The organism is Azoarcus sp. DD4, assembly GCF_006496635.1.
GTDB lineage: Bacteria > Pseudomonadota > Gammaproteobacteria > Burkholderiales > Rhodocyclaceae > Azoarcus.
On sequence record NZ_CP022958.1, the window covers coordinates 4097423 to 4112950 of the forward strand.

General features: G+C 66.9%; 10 protein-coding genes. 6 read left to right on the forward strand and 4 right to left on the reverse strand.

Annotated elements, in window-relative coordinates:
• Positions 1–15: 15 nt before the first annotated feature.
• From CJ010_RS18950 to CJ010_RS18960, 3 genes are all read right to left on the reverse strand, one after another.
• Positions 16–1608: a benzoate-CoA ligase family protein gene (locus CJ010_RS18950; RefSeq protein WP_141019492.1), complete on the reverse strand. Its 1593-nt coding sequence runs from the start codon at positions 1606–1608 to the stop codon at positions 16–18.
• A gap of 87 nt (positions 1609–1695) precedes the next feature.
• The gene (locus tag CJ010_RS18955) at positions 1696–2160 is read right to left on the reverse strand and encodes a DUF4863 family protein (protein ID WP_141019493.1); all 465 of its coding nucleotides are present in this window, start codon (positions 2158–2160) and stop codon (positions 1696–1698) included.
• A gap of 129 nt (positions 2161–2289) precedes the next feature.
• Positions 2290–3867: a 3,4-dehydroadipyl-CoA semialdehyde dehydrogenase gene (locus CJ010_RS18960; RefSeq protein WP_141019494.1), complete on the reverse strand. Its 1578-nt coding sequence runs from the start codon at positions 3865–3867 to the stop codon at positions 2290–2292.
• Positions 3868–4195: 328 nt separating this feature from the next.
• On the opposite strand from CJ010_RS18960, the gene CJ010_RS18965 reads away from it, so the two are divergent.
• From CJ010_RS18965 to CJ010_RS18990, 6 genes are all read left to right on the forward strand, one after another.
• On the forward strand, positions 4196–5107 hold the full coding sequence (locus CJ010_RS18965) for a helix-turn-helix transcriptional regulator (protein WP_141019495.1): 912 nt from the start codon (positions 4196–4198) through the stop codon (positions 5105–5107).
• A gap of 24 nt (positions 5108–5131) precedes the next feature.
• The gene (gene boxC, locus CJ010_RS18970; RefSeq protein ID WP_205754821.1) at positions 5132–6811 is read left to right on the forward strand and encodes a 2,3-epoxybenzoyl-CoA dihydrolase; all 1680 of its coding nucleotides are present in this window, start codon (positions 5132–5134) and stop codon (positions 6809–6811) included.
• A gap of 204 nt (positions 6812–7015) precedes the next feature.
• A complete protein-coding gene (boxB, locus tag CJ010_RS18975) occupies positions 7016–8440 on the forward strand; it encodes a benzoyl-CoA 2,3-epoxidase subunit BoxB (protein WP_141019496.1) in 1425 nt (474 codons plus the stop codon).
• Positions 8441–8600: 160 nt separating this feature from the next.
• The gene (gene boxA / locus CJ010_RS18980) at positions 8601–9854 is read left to right on the forward strand and encodes a benzoyl-CoA 2,3-epoxidase subunit BoxA (protein WP_141019497.1); all 1254 of its coding nucleotides are present in this window, start codon (positions 8601–8603) and stop codon (positions 9852–9854) included.
• Positions 9855–10004: 150 nt separating this feature from the next.
• The gene (pcaF, locus tag CJ010_RS18985) at positions 10005–11213 is read left to right on the forward strand and encodes a 3-oxoadipyl-CoA thiolase (protein WP_141019498.1); all 1209 of its coding nucleotides are present in this window, start codon (positions 10005–10007) and stop codon (positions 11211–11213) included.
• Positions 11214–11318: 105 nt separating this feature from the next.
• Complete coding sequence (locus tag CJ010_RS18990) at positions 11319–11900, forward strand: hemerythrin domain-containing protein (RefSeq protein ID WP_141019499.1); 582 nt, start codon at positions 11319–11321, stop codon at positions 11898–11900.
• Positions 11901–11960: 60 nt separating this feature from the next.
• Here CJ010_RS18990 and CJ010_RS18995 read toward each other — a convergent pair whose 3' ends face one another.
• On the reverse strand, positions 11961–15473 hold the full coding sequence (locus CJ010_RS18995; protein ID WP_240794412.1) for an EAL domain-containing protein: 3513 nt from the start codon (positions 15471–15473) through the stop codon (positions 11961–11963).
• Between the last annotated feature and the right edge of the window lie 55 nt (positions 15474–15528).

A 15528-nucleotide genomic window follows, 5' to 3' on the forward strand; every position in this document is an offset into this window, starting at 1 on the left:
GTTCCTGTCTCCCGGTCAGCGCGCGGCGCGCAGCTTGAAGCGCTGGATCTTGCCGGTGGCGGTCTTGGGCAGTTCCTCGACGAACTCCATCCAGCGCGGATACTTGTAGGGCGCGAGCATGCTCTTGACGTGGGCCTTGAGCTCGTCGCGCAGCGCATCGGTCACTTCGAGGCCGGGCTTGAGCACGATGTAGGCCTTGGGCTTGATCAGCTTGTCGTCGTCCTCGCAGCCGACCACGGCCGCCTCCAGCACCGCGGCGTGGGCGATCAGCGCCGATTCGACCTCGATCGGCGACACGTAGATGCCGCTTACCTTGAGCATGTCGTCGCTGCGTCCGGCATAGACGTAGTAGCCGTCGGCATCCATCTGGTACTTGTCGCCGCTTCGGGTCCACGGCCCCTGGAAGGTGTTGCGCGTCTTCTCGCGGTTGTTCCAGTAGTAGGCGGCCGAGGTCGGGCCGCTGATCTGCAGCTCGCCCGGCTCGCCCGGCGCGGTGATGTCCTTGCCCTCGTCGTCGACCAGACGCAGCGCGTAGCCGGGCACCGCCTTGCCGGTGGTGCCGTAGCGCACGCTGCCGGCGCGGTTGGACAGGAAGATGTGCAGCATCTCGGTGGAGCCGATGCCGTCGAGGATGTCGACGCCGAAGCGTTCGGTCCAGCGCTTGCCGATTTCCTCCGGCAGCGCCTCGCCGGCCGAGGTACAGGCGCGCAGCCGCATCTCGTCGCGGGTCGGGCAGTCGGGGCTGGCCAGCATCGAAGCGTAGAGCGTGGGCACGCCGTAGAAGATGGTCGGCTTGTGCTTGCGCAGGCGCTCGAACACCGCCGCCGGGGTCGGCCGCTCGGCCATCAGCACCGCGGTGGCGCCCACCGCCAGCGGAAAGGTCAGGCCGTTGCCGAGGCCGTAGGCGAAGAACAGCTTGGCCGCCGAGAAGACCACGTCGTTGTCGTTGATACCGATCACCGGGCGGGCATAGAGCTCGGCGGTCTGGATCAGGCTGGAATGGATGTGCACCGTGCCCTTGGGCGCGCCGGTGGAACCGGAGGAATACAGCCAGAAGCAGGCATCGTCGGCCAGCGTCGGCGCCGCGTCGAACTGGTCGCTGCCGCTGTCGAGCAGCGCGACGAGGCTGTCCGGGCCGGGGTTGGCCGTACCGGCGACGACGATGCGCTCCAGCGTCGGCACCTTGCCCAGCGACGGCTGGAACAACGGCAGCAGCGCGGCCGACACCACTGCGATGCGGGCGCGGCTGTCGGTCAACATGTATTCGTAGTCGTGGGCGGTGAGCAGGGTGTTGACCGCGATCGGCACCACGCCGGCCTTGATCGCACCGAGGAACACGGTCGGGAATTCGATCGTGTCGTGTACGCACATCAGGATGCGGTCTTCCTGGCGCAGCGCCAGGGTGGTACGCAGCGCGCTGGCGCAGCGGTTGATGCGGCGCGCGAGTTCGTCGTAGCTGTAGCTGCCGAGATCGTCGATGTAGGCGAGCTTGGCGCCGCGGCCGGCGACGAGGTTGCGGCCGATAAGATCGTCGGCGGCGTTGTACTGCCGCGGGATCTCGATACTGGGCGGACTGGTGGCGTGATCCGCCGCACTCAGGGTGGGCATCGTGTGTCTCCTCCGTTTATTGATTCCCTGCCAGACCATGGGTGTGCCCGATCTTGTCGCCGGCGCTGCACCCTGTCGTGATGCTTGCTACCGGGTGAATTCGATGGCGCCGCCCGGCAGCAGGTAGAGCACGTAGGCGCGCCCGCCGGCGACGGTGGGCTTGTGCACCGTGCCCGGGCCATAGACGAACCAGCCGGCGCCGTGGCCGTCGAACTTCGGCTCGCCGTCGAGCGGCATGATCATGTCGACCTCGCCATTGGGGTGGGCATGCTGCGGACCGACCACGTCGGCCATCTCGACCACGTCCACGCTGAAGCCGTGGATCGCGTCACAGGGCTTGATGACGCGGCCGTACTTGATGCCGCCATGCTCGCGCTCGCACATCCAGCCATCGGCGACGGCCTGCTTGCAGGCCGCGGCGATGTCGTCGAATTCGGCGCTGCCGGGCGGGAAGCGCTCGTTGAGGAAGGTGGCCAGCGCAGCATCGACCGGCTTGCCGGCGATGGTGGCGGTGACCTTGGCGATCAGGGCCTGGAAGGCTTCAGGCGTCATGCGTCTCTCCTGTCGAAGTTGGTTTTTTGTGTGTGTTCGTCCGGCATCGAAAAAGCAGCGGTGTCCGGCGAACCGGCCGCCGAGCGGCGGCGTAAATCCCCCTCCCCTTCAAGGGGAGGGACCAAACCGTCAAGCCCCCAGCAGCGCCGCGTCCGCAGCCCCCGCCGACAGCGCATCCAGCAAGCCCGGCCCGCCCTGTACCACATAGCGGCGGTGATACATCGCCAGCGCACGCAGACCGCCGAGTTCTTCCCCGCCGCCGGCGCGGCCCGGCCCGCCGTGCAGGCAGGTCGGCATCACGTTGCCGTGGCCGGTGTGCTGGCCGCCGACGGCGGCATCCACCACCATCACCCGGCCGTGCAGCTCGGCGATGCCCGGCACCAGCTCGGCGAGGAAGCCGGCGTCGGCGGAATACACCGAGGCCACCAGCGAACCGCGACCGCGGCGCGCGAGCGCTATTACTTCTGCAGTATCGGCATAAGGCAGCACGGTTGCCACCGGGCCGAACACTTCCACATCGTGTACATGCTGCGCAGCCAGACCCTTGTCGCAGAACAGCAGCGTGGGCTGGACGAAGGCGGAGACGGCCGGGTCGGCATCGACCGGCACGAAGCCCTCGCCGCCGCCGAACACCAGTTCGGCGTCCTGGCGCAGCTTGGCGAGACCCTCGAAGGCCGCCGCCTGCTGGGCCTTGCTCACCAGCGGGCCGACGCGCACGCCTTCGCTGCGCGGATTGCCGACGGTCATGCCGGCGAGCTTGGCCGCCACCGCGTCGGCCAGCGGCCGCGCCACCGCGGCCGGGGCGAAGATGCGGCGGATGGCGGTGCACTTCTGACCAGTCTTGATGGTGAGCTCGCGCACGATCTCCTTCACCGCGAGATCGAACTCGGCGCTGCCCGGCTGGGCGTCGGGGCCGAGGATGGCGGAGTTGACGCTGTCCGCTTCCACATTGACGCGCACCGCGTTGGCGACGACCGCCGGATGGTTGCGGATGCGGGCGGCGGTGTCGGCCGAACCGGTGAAAGACACCACGTCGCATTCGCCGACGTGGTCGAGCAGGTCGCGGGCGGAGCCGCAGACGATGTTGATCGCGCCCGGCGGCAGGATGCCGGCGGCGACCACGTCGGCCACCATGCGCTGGGTCAGCCAGGCGGTGGGCGTGGCCGGCTTCACCAGAACCGGCACGCCGGCGAGCAGCGCCGGCGCCGCCTTCTCCCACAGCCCCCAGGCCGGAAAGTTGAAGGCATTGATGAAGATCGCAACGCCCGACAGCGGCGTCAGGAAGTGCTGCCCCTGGAAGGCGTCGGTCTTGGCCAGCGGCACCCGCGCGCCTTCCTTCAGGTGGCGGGCGTCGCCCAGCACCTTGCCGGCGCGGGCGTAGGTCTTGATGGTGAAGATCGCGCCATCGACGTCGAAGCCGGCGTCCGCCGCATTCGAGCCGGAGTTGCGCAGCGAGATGTCGTAATAGGCGTCACGATTGGCGGTGAGCACTTCGGCGATCTTGCCGAGCAGCGCGGCACGCGCTTCGTAGCTCATGGCGCGCAGGCCCGCGCCGCCGCTTTCACGGGCGTAGCGCAGCGCCGCCGCGACATCGACGCCTTCGGAAGACACCGAGACCAGGCGCTCGCCGGTCACCGGATCGAAGAGCGCAATGCCCTCCCCTGCGCCTTCCACCCACTGCCCGCATACATGATTGGCAAGCTTCACCTGCTCCTCCTGTTGACCTTTTCTGCGGTCTGCGCCGCGTCGCTGGGGTTGGACCTGCAGCCGAATGCATCGGCGGCGTCCGTCACTGGATATAGAATACACCCCAACATCTCGTCGTCAAGCACTTTAGTTCATCTTCACAAGGCGATTTCCATGCTGCAACGCAATATATAGCAGCGCAGCTTGGATTATCTCTTAACAAGGACTACATAAGATGCAATCGAGTGCGCATTCGACGGAACTAAACTGCACTTTACCTCTTGACTCTAATTTTAAGCTGCACTATTGTTCAACAAACGGTGCAGCACACTGCACAGGAACCGAGTAAATGAACGCCAGGACCGACACCCCGGAAAACGATCAGAGCAATGCCGAAGCGCGCCAGACCGACGAGCGCGACGACGGTGAGTTTCTGCTCGCGCTGGGCAAGCGGGTACGTGAAGTGCGCGACCGCCGCGGCATGACGCGCAAGCTGGTGGCCCGCGAGGCCGGCGTTTCCGAACGCCACCTCGCCCACCTGGAAGCCGGCGAAGGCAATGTCTCGATCGTGCTGCTGCGCCACATCACCCGCGCGCTGGATGTCTCGCTGATCGAGCTGCTGGCGCCGGAAGCGGAAGACACGGTGGAGAAGCGGCTGATCCGCCGCTTCCTCGAACGGCTGCCGCAGCACCGCCTGGAAGAAGTGGTGTTCCGCCTGATGCGCGACTTCGGCCATGAAGAAGCGGTGCGCAGGAAGCGGGTGGCGCTGATCGGCCTGCGCGGCGCGGGCAAATCCACGCTGGGCAACCGGCTGGCCAAGGAAATGGGCGTCGGCTTCATCGAGCTCGACCGCGAGATCGAACGCGAAACCGGCATGCCGGCGAGCGAACTGTTCGCGCTGTACGGCCAGGCGGGTTACCGCCGGATCGAGCAGCGCACGCTGGAACGGGTGATCCGCGACAACGAACGCGGCGTCATCTCGGTGGGCGGCGGCGTCGTCGCCCAGCAGGAAACCTACGACATGCTGCTGTCGAACTGCCTGACCGTGTGGGTCAAGGCGCAGCCGGAAGAACACATGGCCCGCGTGATGGCCCAGGGCGACCTGCGGCCGATGGCGGGCAACGACGAGGCGATGGAAGACCTCAAGCGCATCCTCGAAGCGCGCGAGCCGCTCTACGCCAAGGCGGACACCGTGATCGACACCTCGGGCGAGACGGTGGACGAGAGTTTCATGAAGTTAAGACAGCTCGTCATGAGCTGACCCCCAAAGAAGAGGAGACAGAAAGTGGAAGCTGCAAGCGCCAACAAGATCGAAGCCGCCAAGACCCAGCCGGTGGACTACCGCACCGAACCGTCGCGCTACAAGCACTGGAAGCTCGACGTGAACGGCGAAGTCGCCACGCTCACGCTCAACATCGACGAGGACGGCGGCATCCGTCCGGGCTACAAGTTGAAGTTGAACTCGTACGACCTCGGCGTCGACATCGAGCTGCACGACGCACTGCAGCGCATCCGCTTCGAGAACCCCTCCGTCAAGTCGGTGGTGTTCACCTCCGGCAAGCCGAAGATCTTCTGTTCCGGCGCCAACATCTACATGCTGGGCGTGTCCACCCATGCCTGGAAGGTGAACTTCTGCAAGTTCACCAACGAAACCCGTAACGGCATCGAGGACGCCAGCCAGTACTCCGGCCTCAAGTTCATCGCCGCCTGCAACGGCACCACCGCAGGTGGCGGCTACGAGCTGGCGCTGGCCTGCGACGAGATCGTGCTGGTCGACGACCGCAACTCGTCGGTGTCGCTGCCGGAAGTCCCGCTGCTGGGCGTGCTGCCCGGCACCGGCGGCCTCACCCGCGTCACCGACAAGCGCAAGGTGCGCCGCGACCACGCCGACATCTTCTGCACCATTTCCGAAGGCGTGCGCGGTCAGCGTGCGAAGGACTGGCGCCTGGTCGACGACGTGGTCAAGGCCCAGCAGTTCGGCGAGCACATCGCCAAGCGCGCCGCCGAACTCGCCAAGCTGTCCGACCGCCCGAGCGGTGCCAAGGGCGTGGCGCTGCCGACCCTGGAGCGCACCGTGGATGCCAGCGGCTACCACTATGAATTCGTCGATGCGGTGATCGATGCCGCCGGCCGCACCGTCACCCTGACCGTGCGCGCCCCGTCCGCCGTCACCGCGAAGACCGCCGCCGAGATCGAAGCCCAGGGCGCCAACTGGTGGCCGCTGAAGATGGCACGCGAACTCGACGACGCCATCCTCAACCTGCGCACCAACCACCTCGACATCGGCCTGTGGCAGCTGCGCACCGAAGGCGACGCCCAGGTCGTGCTCGACATGGACGCCACCATCGTCGCCAACCAGGCCAACTGGTTCGTGCGCGAAACCCTCGGCATGCTGCGCCGCACCCTGGCCCGCATCGACGTGTCCTCGCGCAGCCTGTACGCGCTGATCGAGCCGGGCTCCTGCTTTGCCGGCACCCTGCTGGAAGTCGCGCTCGCCGCAGACCGCAGCTACATGCTCGACACCACCAGCGCGCCCAACGCGATCGGCCTGTCGGCGATGAACTTCGGCCCGCTGCCGATGGTGAATGGCCTGTCGCGCATCGCCGCCCGCTTCTACCAGGAAGAGGCGCCGGTCGCCGCTGTCAAAGCCAAGGAAGGCAGCCTGCTGACCGCCGCCGAAGCCTTCGAGCTGGGCCTGGTCACCGCGATCCCGGACGACCTCGACTGGGCCGACGAAGTGCGCATCGCGGTCGAGGAACGCGCCGCGCTGTCGCCGGACGCGCTCACCGGCCTGGAAGCCAACCTGCGCTTCGGCATTACCGAAACCATGAACACCCGCATCTTCGGTCGCCTGTCGGCCTGGCAGAACTGGATCTTCATCCGCCCCAACGCCGTCGGCGAGAACGGCGCGCTGAAGCTCTTCGGTTCCGGCAAGAAGGCCCAGTTCGACTGGAACCGGGTGTAAGGCACACGCCGGGCGCGTCGCTGGCACGCGCGCGCCCGGCCACCGCATCCCTCGGTCAATCGCGTGGCAAGCCGTCCCCCTGCCGTAGCAGCCGGCGCCTTGGCGTGATTCAGGAGGTCAGTAGCACATAGCTGAAATCAGGGCGGGACCGCGGCGCAACAGGCCCGGCCCGCGACACCGAAGAATCTGGAGGAGCAGACAGACATGAGCATCAACTACAGCGAACGCATCCCGAACAACGTCAACCTGTCGGAAAACAAGACCCTGCAGCGCGCCCTGGAACACTGGCAGCCGGCCTTCCTACAGTGGTGGGACGACATGGGCCCGGACGGCTCGACCAACTACGACGTCTACCTGCGCACCGCGGTGAGCGTGGACCCGACCGGCTGGGCGCACTTCGACCACGTCAAGATGCCGGACTACCGCTGGGGCATCTTCCTGACCCCGCAGGAAGCCGACAAGAAGATCACCTTCGGCGACCACAAGGGTGAAGACGTGTGGCAGGAAGTGCCGGGCGAATACCGCTCCACCCTGCGCCGCATCATCGTCACCCAGGGCGACACCGAGCCGGCCTCGGTCGAGCAGCAGCGCCACCTCGGCCTGACCGCGCCGTCGCTGTACGACCTGCGCAACCTCTTCCAGGTGAACGTGGAAGAAGGCCGCCACCTGTGGGCCATGGTCTACCTGCTGCACGCCCACTTCGGCCGCGACGGCCGCGAAGAAGGCGAAGCGCTGCTCGAGCGCCGTTCCGGTGACGAGGACAATCCGCGCATCCTCACCGCCTTCAACGAGAAGACCCCGGACTGGCTGTCCTTCTTCATGTTCACCTTCATCACCGACCGCGACGGCAAGTACCAGCTCGCCTCGCTGGCCGAATCCGCCTTCGACCCGCTGGCGCGTACCTGCAAGTTCATGCTGACCGAAGAAGCGCACCACCTCTTCGTCGGCGAATCCGGCATCGCCCGCGTCATCCAGCGCACCTGCGAAGTGATGCAGCAGCTCAAGACCGACGACAAGGACAAGCTGCGCGCCGCCGGCGTGATCGACCTGCCGACGCTGCAGAAATACCTGAACTTCCACTTCAGCGTGACCAGCGACCTCTACGGCAACGAAGTGTCGTCGAACGCCGCGACCTACTACACCACCGGTCTGAAGGGTCGCTTCGAAGAGACCAAGATCAACGACGACCACAAGCTGATGAACGCCGAATACGAAGTCATGGACGTCGCCGGCGACAAGATCAACACCCGCCACGTCGGCGCGCTGTCGGCGCTGAACGAGCGTCTGCGCGACGACTGGATCGCCGACGTGCAGGCCGGTGTCGACCGCTGGAACCGCATCCCGGCCAAGTTCGGCATCGACTTCAAGTTCACGCTGCCGCACAAGGGCTTCCACCGCGCCATCGGCATGTTCGCCGACGTGCATGTGTCGCCCGACGGCCGCCTGCTGTCCGAAGCCGAATGGACGCACCAGCACCTGAACTGGCTGCCCAGCGACGAAGACCGCCTGTACGTGCATTCGCTGATGGGCCGCTGCCTGGAGCCGGGCAAGTTCGCCAACTGGATCGCACCGCCGGGACGCGGCATCAACAACCAGCCGATCAACTTCGACTACGTTCGTTTCAACTAAAAAAGAGAAGGAGCGCACCTGCCCCCTCCCCTTCAAGGGGAGGGCTGGGGTGGGGATGGGGTTGCTTACCGGCAGGAGCGGAACCCCATCCCCCTCCCAACCTCCCCCTTGAAGGGGGAGGAGCCGGGTCGCTCCCCAGCCCACGGAGAAAGGAGACACCATGAACGCGCCAGCAGAGCACGCCAACATCGCCCGCCAGCACCTGATCGACCCGGAAATCTGCATCCGCTGCAACACCTGCGAGGAAATCTGCCCGGTCGATGCCATCACGCACGACGCACGCAACTACGTCGTCAAGTTCGACGTCTGCAACGGCTGCCTCGCCTGCATCTCGCCCTGTCCGACCGGCGCGATCGACTCCTGGCGCAATGTCGAATCCGCAAGCTCCTACACGCTCGAAGACCAATACAGCTGGGACGTGCTGCCCGACACCCGCGACCTCGACAATTTCGAGGCCAGGACCGGCGCGACCGGCGCCGTCGCCGAAACCCCGGCCGAAGTGCAGAAGATCACCGACGTCGCCACTGCCGGCCACGGCGGCCCGGCGCTGGCGCCGTGGTCGGCCTCGCACCCCTACCTCAACCTCTACGGCCCCACCAACCCGGTCACCGCCACCGTCACCGGCAACTACCGGCTGACCGACGAGGACGCCTCCAGCGACATCCACCATGTCGTGCTGGATTTCGGCAGCACCCCGTTCCCGGTGCTCGAAGGCCAGTCGATCGGCATCATCCCGCCGGGCGTGGATGAAAAGGGCAAACCGCACCTGCTGCGCATGTATTCGGTGGCGAGCCCGCGCGAAGGCGAGCGCCCGCACCACAACAACCTGTCGCTGACCGTCAAGCGCGTCACCGAAGACCACGAAGGCAATCCGGCCAAGGGCGTCGCCTCCAACTACGTGTGCGACCTCAAGAAGGGCGACAAGGTGCAGGTCACCGGCCCCTACGGCTCGACCTTCCTGATGCCGAACAATCCGGGTTCGTCGATCATGATGATCTGCACCGGCACCGGCTCGGCACCGATGCGGGCGATGACCGAGCGCCGCCGCCGCCGCATGGAGCAGAAGGAAGGCGGCGAGCTGATCCTGTTCTTCGGCGCGCGCTCGCCCGGCGAACTGCCCTACTTCGGCCCGCTGCAGAAGCTGCCCAAGGACTTCATCGACATCAACTTCGCCTTCTCGCGCGTGCCCGGCGAACCCAAGATGTACGTGCAGGACCGCATCCGCGAACGCGCCGACAAGGTGTTCAGGATGCTGACCGACGACAACGCCTACATCTACATCTGCGGCCTCAAGGGCATGGAAGCCGGCGTGATCGAAGCCTTCCGCGACATCTGCCGGGCGAACGGCGCGGATTGGGACACGCTGCGGCCGCAGCTGCTGGCGAAGGGCCGGTTCCATATCGAGACGTATTGAGGGGGCGGGTTCTCCCCTCCCCTTCAAGGGGAGGGAGCCCCCCAACACTCCAACAGTTTCTCCAGAGGGTTGTCTCCAACTCTCTTCTCTTGGGTGGGCGTGGCGACACGCCCACTTTTTTCTGCACACCAACGCGCACGGCAGGACACCATGACCCACACCGTCTATCTCTGCGACGCCATCCGCACCCCCTTCGGCCGCTACGGCGGGCTGCTCTCTTCCGTGCGCGCCGACGATCTCGCCGCGCTGCCGATCAAGGCCCTGATGGCGCGCAACGCGAACGTCGACTGGAACCTGGTCGACGACGTCATCTACGGCTGCGCCAACCAGGCCGGCGAGGACAACCGCAACGTCGCCCGCATGGCTGCGCTGCTTGCCGGGCTGCCGGTGGAAGTGCCGGGCAGCACGGTCAACCGCCTGTGCGGCTCCAGCCTGGACGCCATCGGCAGCGCTGCGCGCGCGATCGCCGCCGGCGAGGCCGAGCTGATGATCGCCGGCGGGGTCGAGAGCATGAGCCGCGCACCCTTCGTCATGGGCAAGGCCGACAGCGCGTTTTCGCGCAGCGCGAAGATCGAGGACACCACCATAGGCTGGCGCTTCGTCAATCCGCTGATGAAGGCGCAGTACGGCGTGGATTCCATGCCGGAGACCGCCGAGAACGTGGCCACCGACTTCGGCGTCAATCGTGCCGACCAGGACGCCTTCGCGCTGCGCAGCCAGCAGCGCTGGGCGAGCGCCAACGAACGCGGCTTCTTCGCGCGCGAGATCGTGCCGGTCGTCATCCCGAAGAAGAAGGGCGATCCCATCCACATGGCCACCGACGAACACCCCCGCCCCGACACCACCCTGGAGATGCTGGCGAAACTGAAGGGCGTGGTGCGCCCCGACGGCACCGTGACCGCCGGCAACGCCTCCGGCGTGAATGACGGCGCCGCCGCGGTGCTGCTTGCCTCCGAAGCCGCGGTCAAGCGCCACGGCCTCACCCCGCGCGCGCGCATCCTCGGTTCCACCGCCGCCGGCGTGGCGCCGCGCATCATGGGCATCGGCCCGGCGCCGGCCAGCGAGAAGCTGATCGCCCGGCTGGGCATGACCATCAGCCAGTTCGACGTGATCGAACTCAACGAGGCCTTCGCCGCCCAGGCACTGGCGGTGACCCGCCGCCTCGGCCTAGCCGACGACGACGCCCGCGTGAACCCCAACGGCGGCGCCATCGCCATCGGCCATCCGCTCGGCGCCTCGGGCGCGCGACTGGTGACCACCGCACTCAACCAGCTCGAAACCGGCGGCGGCCGCTACGGCCTGGCGACGATGTGCATCGGCGTCGGCCAGGGCATCGCACTCGCCATCGAACGCGTGTAAGTTGATCTGGATCATTGATCCGGCAGTCGAACAGCGACACCGTTGTTACTGAGCCCGAACGGCATCCGGTTCGCGGAGCGGGACACCAACAAGGAGGAGACCATCGTGAGACCCGAAGCCATACAGATCATCAAGGACGAACACCTCGCCATCAGCGCAGTGCTCTATTCGCTGCGCTACCTCATCCGCCAGATGCGCAACGGCGCCGAGCCCAACTTTCCGGTGCTCAAGGCCATCCTCGACTACATCGTGTCCTACCCGGATCGCTGGCACCACCCCAAGGAAGACAAGTTCCTTTTCACCGCGATCAAGCGCCGCACCCACGACGCCGACGCGCTGATCGCCAAGCTGGAGCGCGAGCACGTGCTAGGCCATCCGATGATGGACGACATCAAGCAGCAGCTGATCGGCTTCCAGAACGGCGACGCCGGTGCGCGCGAGCGCTTTTTCGAGGCGGCCGAGCACTACGCCGAGCTGGAGTGGGCCCACCTGCAGACCGAAGAGGAGCAGCTGCTGCCGGTGGCCGAACGGGTGCTCACCGCCGAGGACTGGACCGAGATCGACGCTGCCTTCCGCGAAAACGACAACCCGCTGTTCGGCATCAAGCCCAAGGAAGAGGCGGAAGCGCTGTACCAGAAGATCCTGGCGCTCGCCCCTGCGCCGATGGGTTTCGGCCCGGCCTCCTGAACGCGCGGCCGGACGATGCCGGCGCGCGCCCGCGGGAGCGCGCCGGCGCCGCCGGTCCGGTCAGATGCCCTCGCCGGCAGTGCCGAGCTGAACGCTCGACTCGCCGGCGACCAGCGGCCCTGCGCCCGCCTGACGCGCGTAGGCCTCGAAGGCCTGGGCCGGCAGCGGCTTGCTGAAGTAGTAACCCTGCACCGCGTCGCAGCCCTGCCTGCGCAGGAAATCGAGCTGCCCCGATGTTTCCACGCCTTCGGCCACCGTCAGCACACCGAGACTGTCGGCCAGATTGATGATCGCGGTGACGATGGCCTTGTCGTCGGCATCCTCGGTGATGTCGCGCACGAAGGACTGGTCGATCTTGAGCTTGTCCACCTTGAAGCGCTTGAGGTAGCCGAGCGATGAATAGCCGGTGCCGAAATCGTCGATCGACATGCGGATGCCGCAAGCATAGAGCCTGTCCATGACCTCGATGGCCGCCTGCGGGTTGTCCATCGCCATCGCCTCGGTCAGCTCCAGCTCCAGCTGCCGCGGCGGCAGACCGGCCTCTTCGACGATGCGCGACACCACCTCCGGCAGATTGGGATGGCGGAACTGTGCCGCCGACAGGTTCACTGCCACCACCAGCGGCGGCAGGCCGGCATCTGTCCAGCGCCTGGCCTCGGTCGCGGCGCGCCGCAGCACCCATTCGCCGATCTGCACGATCAGCCCGTTGCTCTCCGCGATCGGTACGAACTCGGCCGGCGACACCGGGCCCAGCTCCGGATGCGTCCATCGCAGCAAAGCCTCGGCGCCGACCAGCCGCCCGGTACGAAGCGAAACCTGCGGCTGGTAGTGCAGCGAGAACTGGTCGCGCTCCAGCGCGTGGCGCAGGGCGCCGGCCAGCACCAGCGTGCGCGCCGAACGCGCCTGCATCTCTTCGGTAAAGAAGCGGAAGCCGTTACGGCCATCGCGCTTGACGTGGTACATCGCGGCATCGGCATTGCGCGCCAGCGTGTCCATGTCCTTGCCGTCGTCCGGGTACATCGCGATGCCGATCGAAGGCGTGGCGCTCAGCTCGTGGTTGCCGAGCACATAAGGCTGCGAGGTGATTTCCAGCAGCTTGGCCGCAACGCTGCCGGCGCCTTCGGCGTCGGTATCGGGCAGCAGGAAGACGAATTCGTCGCCGCCCTGGCGCGACACCGTGTCGCCGGCACGCAGCACCGACTCCAGCCTGCGGCCGACCTCCACCAGCAACTGGTCGCCGAGATCGTGGCCGAGGGTGTCGTTGATGTTCTTGAAGTGGTCGAGGTCGAGGAACATCACGGCGAACGCTCCCCCGCTGCGCTGTGCGATACCGAGCGCATAACGAAAGCGATCCTTGAGCAGCGTGCGGTTGGGCAGGCCGGTGAGCTGGTCGAAATGCGCCAGCCGCTGGATCTGCGCCTCGGCACGCTTGCGCTCGGAAATGTCGCGTGCGACGCCGTGGATCTCCACCCGGCCGCTGCGCGGGTTGGTCACCATGTTGGTGACGATCTCGGCCCAGACGAAGTCGCCCCCCTTGCGCAAAACCTCGATCTCCTCGGCGATGACGTCGGCGCTGCTGCGCGTGCCGGCGCGGAATTCGGCCAGGTGCAGATCGATGCGGGCCGCGAATTCCGCCGCCTGCTCGGGCCGCAACACGAAGCCGAAGGGCATTTCGCACAACTCGTCCGGGGTATAGCCGCACAAGCGCTGCACCGCCGGACTGATGTAGAGCAGCTGCCGGTTCTCCGCATCTATCGTCCAGATCACGTCGTTCACGCTCTCGGTGAGCGACCGGTACTTCTGCTCGCTCTCGACGATGGCCGCGGCCAGGCGTGCGCGCTCGGCATCCTGGCGGAAGCGGCCAAGCGCGAAGTCGATGTCCATCGCCATCTCGACCAGCAGCCGCTGCGCCGCCTCGTCGAACGCGCTTGCCTCGCCGGCGTACAGGTTGAGGACGCCGAACACGGCGCCGTCACGGTGCAGCGGCAAGGCGGCCGATGCCCGCCAGCCGTAGCGGCTGCCGCGCTCGTGCCAGGCGGCGGTGGCGACATCGTTGGCGAAGTCCTGGCACCACACCGGCCTGTCCTCGCGCATCGCGGTGCCGCTGGGGCCACGGCCGTGGGGGCTGGCAGGGTCGGTCGAGATGCAGATGCCGTCGAGGTACTCGGTGCCGTCGCCGTAAGCGGCAACCGGCCGCACCAGACCGTCAGCGGCGTCGAGCAGACCGATCCAGACCATCTTCATGTCGCCATACACCACGGCGTCGTGGCAGATCTGCCGCAGCAGTTCGTCCTGCTCGCGACAGCGGACGATGGCCTGGTTGCACTGGCTCAGGGTGGCATACAGGCGAGACAGGCGCTGCACGCCGAGTTCGGCGCTGCGTCGGGCGGTGACGTCGCGCGACAGCACGATGAAGTGCGGCAGGCCGGCGGCTTCGGTTTGCTTGCGCGCCACCGACAGCTCGAACCAGCGGGTACCGTCCGGCCCCGGCAGTTCGATCTGGTGACCACCGGCCCAGCCGTGGGCCTCGGCCTCGCGCACCGCACGCGTGCATGTCGCCGCCGCCTCGGGCGGCAGCACCTCGTGCCAGGTCTTGCCGACGAGCGGCTGCAAGGGCGTATGCGTCGGCTCGCTGCGCGCGGCGTGTGCGTCGATGTAACGGCCGTCGGCATCCACTTCGAACAGCAGGTCCGGAACCGCATCGAGCGTCGCGGCGAGCTGCCGGTTCACCTGCTGCAGTTCGCGCGTCTTCGCCTGCACCCGTCGGCGCAGCAACACCACCCCGCCGGCCAGCACGACCCCCAGCCCGGCCAGCAACTGCAAGGCCTTGCGCACCGCTTCCGGCAGGGGCAACTCGGGCGCCCGCCCGCCCCAACGCTTGGCGACCACGTAATAAGGAGAACCCGGCGTACGTATCCAGGCTTCGAGATGGGTGTCGATCGCCGCGAGCAGCTCGGCATTGCGGCCAAGCGCCGTCACGTAGAAAAGATTGGCCGGCTGGAAGACGATGGGCGTTTCCATCAGCCGCAGCGAGGCCGCCCGATAGGTGCCGAAGAAGTGGTTGGCGACCGCGGCATCGGCCTTGCCGGTGGCCGCCAGCTGGAAGGCTTCCTCCGGCGAGGTCGTCGGCACGATGTCGAACGGGATGTCGAAGCCGCTCAGCATCGCCCGCAACGACTGCTCCTGCACGCTGCCGACCAGCAGGGCGATGCGTTTGCCCTTGAGATCGAAGATGGAATCGATGGTGACGTCGCCGCGGCGATAGATCTGCGACCAGCTGCTCAGCGCCGGCGTGCGGTGGAAGGCGAAACGCCGCGCACGTTCGCCGTTGTGGGCGACGTCGGGCATCAGGTCGATCTTGCCGGATTCCACCCCGGCCAGGCAGGCCTGCCATTCGCAGGGCACGAACTCGAGCTGCCAGTCCTCCTGCCCGGCGATCTCGCGCAGCAGGTCCATCATCAGGCCGGTCGGGACGCCGTCGGTACCGGTGAAGATCTTCGGCGGATTCTCATAGACGCCTACACGGACCTGGCGCGCCGCCTGCGCATCCACGCTGCCCATCAGCAGCAGCAAGGCAGCAGCCGGCCCGCTCCAGCGCAGGAGACCGAGCGCGCACCGCCATCCAGAG